A 6,419-nucleotide genomic window follows, 5' to 3' on the forward strand; every position below is an offset into this window, starting at 1 on the left:
CTCGTTAGACACCCGCCGGTAGATGTTCTGCGGACGATGCGGGCGATGTCCCATTATCAACCGTTGGCGGTGCGACCGCGCCTACCCTTACCAAAAAACTCGCCCGTTCACAGAATTGCGAGCAGTTAAACCGAAATCCTTGGGTATAACTGCAACAAGATAAAGTGTCCGGCGGTCAACGCACCCGCGCCCGCCCGACGCACGAGCCCCGCGCCCGTGCGATAGACCAAGGAGGAAACCATGAACGAGGGCTACACCAAGGTATTTGTTTCACTCGACGGTACTGAGCAGCAGGATTTTGTGCTCGCACGCGCCATCAAGGTCGCCGCGAACAACGGCGCCAAGCTGATTATCGGCCACGTTATCGATTCCACGGCACTCGAGAGCGCCGGCTCCTATCCGGTCGACCTGGTCAACGGCCTAGAGGAGGCATTTAAGAACTCCATCGCCAAGCAGCTCGAAGAGGCCAAGGCCAATCCCGATATTCCCGAGGTCGAGGTCATGATACGCGCCGGTCGTATTCGCGAGACGCTCAAAGACGAGATGCTCGACGTGGTCAAGCCCGACCTGGTGCTCTGCGGCGCTCGCGGCCTGTCCTCGATCAAGTATGCGCTTCTGGGTTCGATTTCGACGTTCCTGCTGCGCAACACCGACTGCGACATTTTGGTCGTGAAGTAGCGTTGCTCCCACCGGCCGCGGGGCCTGCGGGGTTTCCACGGGCACGTCCTCGCCGCGTTGCGGCTGCGGGATGTGCCCTTAGGAAACCCCTCCCGGCCCCGCGGCCTTCGCAGCCTTACTTCAGCGAGTTGGCTGATAAAAGATGGCGTGCCGCCCCGTTTGGGGCGGCACGTTTTGTTTGAGGCGGCACGTTTTTGTTTGGGTGGGCGTCTGCCGCGTGCGTTACTCGAAATATTGAAACTTATTCGTTGAAAACGCGAACGTTACGACAAAGCCTTCGCCGGAGTCGGATGCCGCCGTGACGTCGATGCCCATCTTGGAGCATAGGCGCGCCACCAGGTAGAGGCCGATGCCCGTTGCGCGCTTGGTGGTGCGGCCGTTGTCGCCGGTAAAGCCCTTCTCGAACACGCGTGGCAGGTCTGCCGCACACACGCCGCAGCCGTTGTCCGCAACGGTGAGCTCGATGCGCTCGCTCGCCAGGCCCTCGTCCAGTAACGCGCCCGAAAACACGATCTTCGCGCCGTCCTCGCGCGCATATTTAATGCTGTTCTGAATGAGCTGGCCCAGGATAAACTCGAGCCATTTTTCGTCGGTAAAGACCTCGAAGTCGAGGTTCTCGCACACCGGAGCCACGTGCGCCGCAATGAGCTCGCGCGCGTTGGCCTTAATCGCACCCGTCACCAAGGTCTTAAGGTCCCAGCGGCGAATCAGGTAGTCGCGCTCCACGACTTCCGAGCGCGCGTAGTACAGCGCCTGGTCGATATAGCGTTCCACGCGAGCCAACTCGCGACCCAGGTCATCGACACGTGTTGGGTCATCTGCGCCGCCGTCGAGGTTTTCCAGAATCATGTGAGCCGCCGCCAGGGGCAGCTTGGCCTCGTGGACCCAGCTCTCGATATAGTCGCGATAGTCTTCGGTCTGACGCCGGCCCTCGGCAACCTCGTCGCAGGCGGCTTTGCCCACCCGGCACAGGACCTCGTACTCGAGCTCGCCCTCGGCATAGGTTGGGCATTGCACCATCTCCTGCACCCATGCGGGACTCTCGAGCTCCTCTGCCGCGCGCTCCAACTGACGCAGAAAACGGCGACGGCGAGCGTACTCGATCACGATGCCGAGCATACCGAAGATAAAGGACACGCCAACCGCCACGACCACGATAGAAACGGGTGCGCCGGCGACCGTCAGCACAAAGCAGCTCAGCAGCACGCCGCACGTCCACACGGCGACGGGAAGCAGTGCATCTTTAAAGAACTTGCCAAACGACATAGCCGGCCCCTAGACCGAATAGCCTTGGCCGCGATGCGTCGTCAAATACCCCTTGATGCCGATTTTTTCGAGCGTGGTGCGCAGGCGGTTGATGTTGACGGTGAGCGTATTGTCGTCCACGAAGGCGTCGGAGTCCCACAGGTCCTGCATGATGGCCGAGCGCGAGACGATCTTGCCCGCGCGGCTCAGGAGCAGCGAGAGAATGCGCAGCTCATTTTTGGTGAGCTCGGTGCTGTCGCCGGTCGCCGTGTTGGTGACCATAGAGCGGGCGAGGTCGAGCTCCAGCCCCTTGTGGACGAGCGTGCTGCGCTCGCCTGACGCCGCGGTGCGACGCAGCAGTGCGTTGATGCGCGCCACGAGCACGCGCGTGCTATAGGGCTTGGGAACAAAGTCGTCCGCGCCGAGCGTCATGGCCATGACCTCGTCGATCTCGGTCGTGCGCGAGGTGAGGACGATGATGGGGACCTCGGATTCGCGGCGAACCTCGTGGCAGATATGCTGGCCGTCCTTGACGGGAAGCGTGAGGTCGAGCAGCACCAGGTCGGGCGCGGCGGCGAGAATATCGCGCGAGACATGCTCGAACGATTCGCAGGCCTCGATTTCAAACCCGGCGCGGGCAAGGATGTCGACAAGCTCACGACGAATGGGCTCGTCGTCCTCAACGATATAGATTAGCGCCATGGATTCCGCTCCCCTCTTGATTGTCTTGCCACCATTATGGCTGCGAAACTGCAGGTGCGCGCCACGCACGTCGCCAAGGTGACAGAACTGTTCGCGAGCGGGGGCGTTTTGTCCGCCTCGCACTCGCAGCGGTGGCGGGAACCAAAATGATTCTTTAATCCCCGTCCCAGAATAATCATTTAGCGGCGGGCGCGAAGCTTTTCGTAGCCGTCGGCAAAGAAGGCGACCGTCGCGGCATCAGACTCGGCGGCGTCGGCGTCGGTGGCAGGCACCACGCCGTGCTCGTCGCTTACCAGGAACAAGGCGCCCTTGAGCTGTGCGGGAATGTCCACGCGCGTGACCGGGATGCCCTTGGTCTGGGCCAGCTGCTCTATGAGCGTCGCCGTGCCACACAGGCACTCGTCCGCCGGCGCCACAAAGGCCAGCTCGCCGTTGTTGACGGCAGCGAGCAGCTCGGGCGCCACGCCGGTTTCGTCGGCCTCGGAGCGGGCCTCGGCGGAGCGGGCACGCAGCGCCTTGGCCGAAGTATCGGCCAGCGGCTCGTACTCACCCACCGTCATGGCGGCATTGCCGTTAACGTCGATCACCAGCATGAGCACGCCGTCGTGCGCGGTGTAATCGCCCTCGGCAAGCGACCACTCAACGTGCTGCTTGGCCCAGCTGAGCATGTTATGGGTAAGCGGCTCGCCCTGCACCAAGCGCTCGGACAGCGCGCGAATGTGACGGTTGAGCATGGGCACCTTTTTGTTGGACATGCGCCAACGGCAGATAAGCGCGGGCTTGTCGAGCGTAAACTTCTCGACCGCCTCCTGATTGGCGCAAAAGTCCTCGTACGCACGCTGGTCCTCGGCATTGCCAAACAGCTCTGCATCATCAATCTGGGGCATGGTCATACCTTTCGTGTTAGTCATTCCGTCCTCTTATACCAAAAAGACGGCCCTCCAAACGGAGCGGCCGTCTTTTGCAGAGATAATTTTAGAAGCGAGGCGGTCCAAGGGACGAGATAACATCCCATCCTCCCCAGTCAACCTAACAGGTCGGCGAGGGTTGCCCAGGTGCCGCAGATTGCCGTGAAAGAGGAGCGACGCGTACTTGGGTACGCGGGCGACGAATGAGCGGCAAGGTGCGGTGGTTGGGCAAGCCGCAGCGCCACCTCCCTACTTAATGGCGGAAGTGGCGCGCACCCGTGAAAACCATCGCAATATTGTGCTCGTTGCAGGCCTGGATGCTCTCGTCATCGCGCTTGGAGCCGCCGGGCTGGATGATGCAGGTCACGCCGTGTGCGGCAAGCACGTCGACGTTGTCGCGGAACGGGAAGAACGCGTCGCTTGCGCAGGCAAAGCCGCCCTTCTCCACGCCCTCGCGCTCGCAGAAGTCCTCGGCGCGCTCGCAGGCAAGCAGCGCAGAGTCAACGCGGTTGGGCTGACCGGGGCCCATGCCAATGCCGGCCTTGCCCTTGGAGACCAGGATGGCGTTGGACTTGACGCCCTTGCAGACCTTCCAGGCAAACTCGAGCTCGGCCATCTCAGCGTCGGTGGGCTTGCGATCGGTGGGGAACGTAAAGGTCGCGGGATCCTCGGTCACGTGGTCGACCTCCTGCACCAGCATGCCGCCGTCGATGGAGCGCAGCTCCACCTGGGCACCGTGGTCCACGCCGCCGGTAGCCAGCACGCGCAGGTTGGGGCGCTTGACCATGCGCTCGAGCGCCTCATCGGTGTAGCTCGGGGCGATGATGACCTCGACGAACTGCTTGTTCTGGTCGGCGAAGTGCTCAACCAGCTCAAAGGGAACCTCGCGGTTGCAGGCGATGATGCCGCCGAAGGCGCTCTTGGGATCGCAGGCGAAAGCGCGGTCGTAGGCGGCCGTGATGTCCTCGGCAACGGCGGAACCGCAGGGGTTCTGATGCTTGAGGATCACGCAGGCCGGCTCGTCGAACTCGCGGACCAGGTTCCAGGCGGCATCGGCGTCCAGATAGTTGTTGTAGCTGAGCGGCTTGCCCTGGATCTGCTCGGAGCCCACAAGCGGGAACTGAGAGCTCGCGGTGTTCTCGCAGCCCTCGGCAAAGCGGTAGACCGTAGCCTTTTGCTGAGGATTCTCACCATAGCGCAGGTCGTCGACCTTCTCCAGCGAGATCTCGAGCTTGGCAGAGGTGTCCGCCACGTCGCTTGCCTGAGCGGCAAGCCAACGGGAGATAGCCGTGTCGTAGGCGGCGGTAGTCTGGTAGACCTTCACCTGCAGGCGACGACGGGTGGAAAGCGTGGTGCAGCCACCGGTCTCGCGCATCTCGGCCAGGACGGCATCATAGTCGGCCGGGTCGGAGATGACGGTAACGCTCGCGGCGTTCTTGGCGGCAGAGCGCAACATGGAGGGGCCACCGATGTCGATGTGCTCGATGGCATCCGCAAAGGTGACCTCGGGGTTGGCGACGGTCTTCTCGAACTCGTACAGGTTGACGACGACCAGGTCGATCAGCTTAATGCCGTGCTGGGCGGCCTCCTGCATGTGCTGCTCGGAATCGCGGCGGGCCAGCAGCGCGCCGTGAACCTTGGGGTGCAGGGTCTTAACGCGGCCGTCCATCATCTCGGGATAGCCCGTGAACTCCTCGATGGGGGTTACGGGAACGCCCGCGTCCTCGATGGCACGAGCCGTGCCGCCCGTAGAGATGATCTCGACGCCAAAGTCATCGACCAGCGTCCGTGCGAAATCGACGACACCCGTCTTATCGGTAACCGAGATCAACGCGCGTGCGATCTTCACATCAGATCCCATGCAGTCCTCCTGTCTGGTACGCCGCCGTGCTCTGTGAGTCGGTGATACGTCGATCTGCAGCGCTCGCGCAGCGGCATTGAAAATACTGATTCAATGTAGCGCATCGAGCGCGACGTTGCATCCCGCAACGCACGGCTGTGCAGAAAAAGTTTACGAGCGGGGGGATGGGCACGGCACCGGGCACGGTGAGTTCATGGAACACAGGGGCACCATAATTAGATGCCAATGGCGTGGTAGAACTGTGCTCGATATGCATCCGCAAAAGAAAGAGGCACCATGGTCTCGCGGGTTCTCTACCGACCGTTTGATACCGAAGACTTCGACGCCATCGCACTGATTCTACAGCAGCTTTGGCATAACAATTCGGATAACGATGAGTACAACCGCCTCGAGGCCGCGTGCGACCTTGCCTACTGCCTTTCGTCGTCGACGTTTTCGCAGGTTGCGGTGATTGACGGTCAGGCGCGTGGCATTTCGCTCGCGCGTGCGGGACAGAGCTCCGGCGCCACCGTTAAGGAACACTGGATGGATACCGAACGCGCGCTGCTATCGCAGATGCGTGAGCTGGAGCCCGATGCCTGCGCCGAGTATCTCTCGTTTGTACGCGCAACCATCCGAACCAACAACCGTCTGCTCGAGAGCAGCCCGTTGCCGCACGACAACGAGGTCACGCTGCTTGCCGTGGATCGCGATGTCCATGGCCTGGGCGTTGGCACGGTTCTGCTCGATGCCGCAGTCTCGCACCTGTCCTCGCTTGGAGCGACGAGGGCGCACCTGTACACCGACTCCAACTGCTCGTGGAAGTTCTACGAGCTGCACGGCTTTAAGCGCACGGCCACGCACCGCGCCAACCGCGAAGAGCGCCGCCACGCCATGCCGCGTGAAAGCTTTCTCTACGAACTCGACCTAACAGCCTAGCCCAAGCAGCCACACCTAGTCATTTAAGAACGTCCCCAATGACTGATCCCCAACAACTAGTCATTTGAACTGCGTCCCGAATCTTGGCCTTCTTTATTAGAAGCGAA

At 61.8% G+C, this 6,419-nt stretch carries 6 protein-coding genes; 2 read left to right on the forward strand and 4 right to left on the reverse strand.

Features of this window, described 5'->3' with window-relative positions; all coding sequences use genetic code 11:
• Positions 1–240: 240 nt before the first annotated feature.
• Complete coding sequence (locus tag DWZ15_RS07705; RefSeq protein WP_006235921.1) at positions 241–678, forward strand: universal stress protein; 438 nt, start codon at positions 241–243, stop codon at positions 676–678.
• Between the two features lie 222 nt (positions 679–900).
• Here the strand turns inward: DWZ15_RS07705 and DWZ15_RS07710 are convergent, their stop codons facing one another.
• The 4 genes from DWZ15_RS07710 to purH all read right to left on the reverse strand — a co-directional run bounded on the left by DWZ15_RS07710 (position 901) and on the right by purH (position 5,394).
• Positions 901–1,944, reverse strand: a complete 1,044-nt coding sequence (locus DWZ15_RS07710) for a sensor histidine kinase (RefSeq protein ID WP_118450304.1) — start codon at positions 1,942–1,944, stop codon at positions 901–903.
• A gap of 9 nt (positions 1,945–1,953) precedes the next feature.
• A complete protein-coding gene (locus DWZ15_RS07715) occupies positions 1,954–2,625 on the reverse strand; it encodes a response regulator transcription factor (RefSeq protein ID WP_118450306.1) in 672 nt (223 codons plus the stop codon).
• A gap of 179 nt (positions 2,626–2,804) precedes the next feature.
• Entirely contained in the window at positions 2,805–3,536 is a 732-nt protein-coding gene (locus DWZ15_RS07720) for a hypothetical protein (protein ID WP_117759752.1), read from the reverse strand.
• 250 nt (positions 3,537–3,786) lie between these two features.
• On the reverse strand, positions 3,787–5,394 hold the full coding sequence (purH, locus tag DWZ15_RS07725) for a bifunctional phosphoribosylaminoimidazolecarboxamide formyltransferase/IMP cyclohydrolase (RefSeq protein ID WP_117736055.1): 1,608 nt from the start codon (positions 5,392–5,394) through the stop codon (positions 3,787–3,789).
• Between the two features lie 276 nt (positions 5,395–5,670).
• Here purH and DWZ15_RS07730 point away from each other — a divergent pair, with 276 nt between their 5' ends.
• Entirely contained in the window at positions 5,671–6,312 is a 642-nt protein-coding gene (locus tag DWZ15_RS07730; protein WP_117635615.1) for a GNAT family N-acetyltransferase, read from the forward strand.
• Positions 6,313–6,419: the final 107 nt, after the last annotated feature.

Source organism: Collinsella sp. AF29-7AC, from assembly GCF_003475665.1.
Lineage (GTDB): Bacteria > Actinomycetota > Coriobacteriia > Coriobacteriales > Coriobacteriaceae > Collinsella.